We start from the raw sequence: 225 nt of genomic DNA, 5'->3' as shown, positions 1-225 counted from the left end.
GTACGCCTGGCAGCGGGAGCGTTACTGGACAGAGGCAACGTCAGGTGTTACCGGGGTGACCTCCGTCGCAGTCGATGCGAAAGCGCAGCAGGAAGAGAGCAGTGAACCACATATCGACTGGAGGGCGGGCAGTGAGGCCGAACAACGCCAGGCGTTGCTGCAACTGATCCGCACTGAGGTTGCCCGCGTTCTTTCCCTGCCGTCGGTAGATGATCTCGACAACGC

1 protein-coding gene is annotated in these 225 nt (G+C 61.3%); it reads left to right on the top strand.

Annotated elements, in window-relative coordinates:
- Positions 1 to 225 (top strand): hypothetical protein (locus U869_RS32360; RefSeq protein WP_037409825.1); only part of this gene is annotated, 225 nt, incomplete at both ends.

The organism is Serratia sp. H1w, assembly GCF_000633355.1.
Classification (GTDB): Bacteria; Pseudomonadota; Gammaproteobacteria; order Enterobacterales; family Enterobacteriaceae; genus Chania.
Note: the sequence above shows the minus strand (reverse complement) of the source record. Positions and strands in the feature narration are given on the sequence as shown.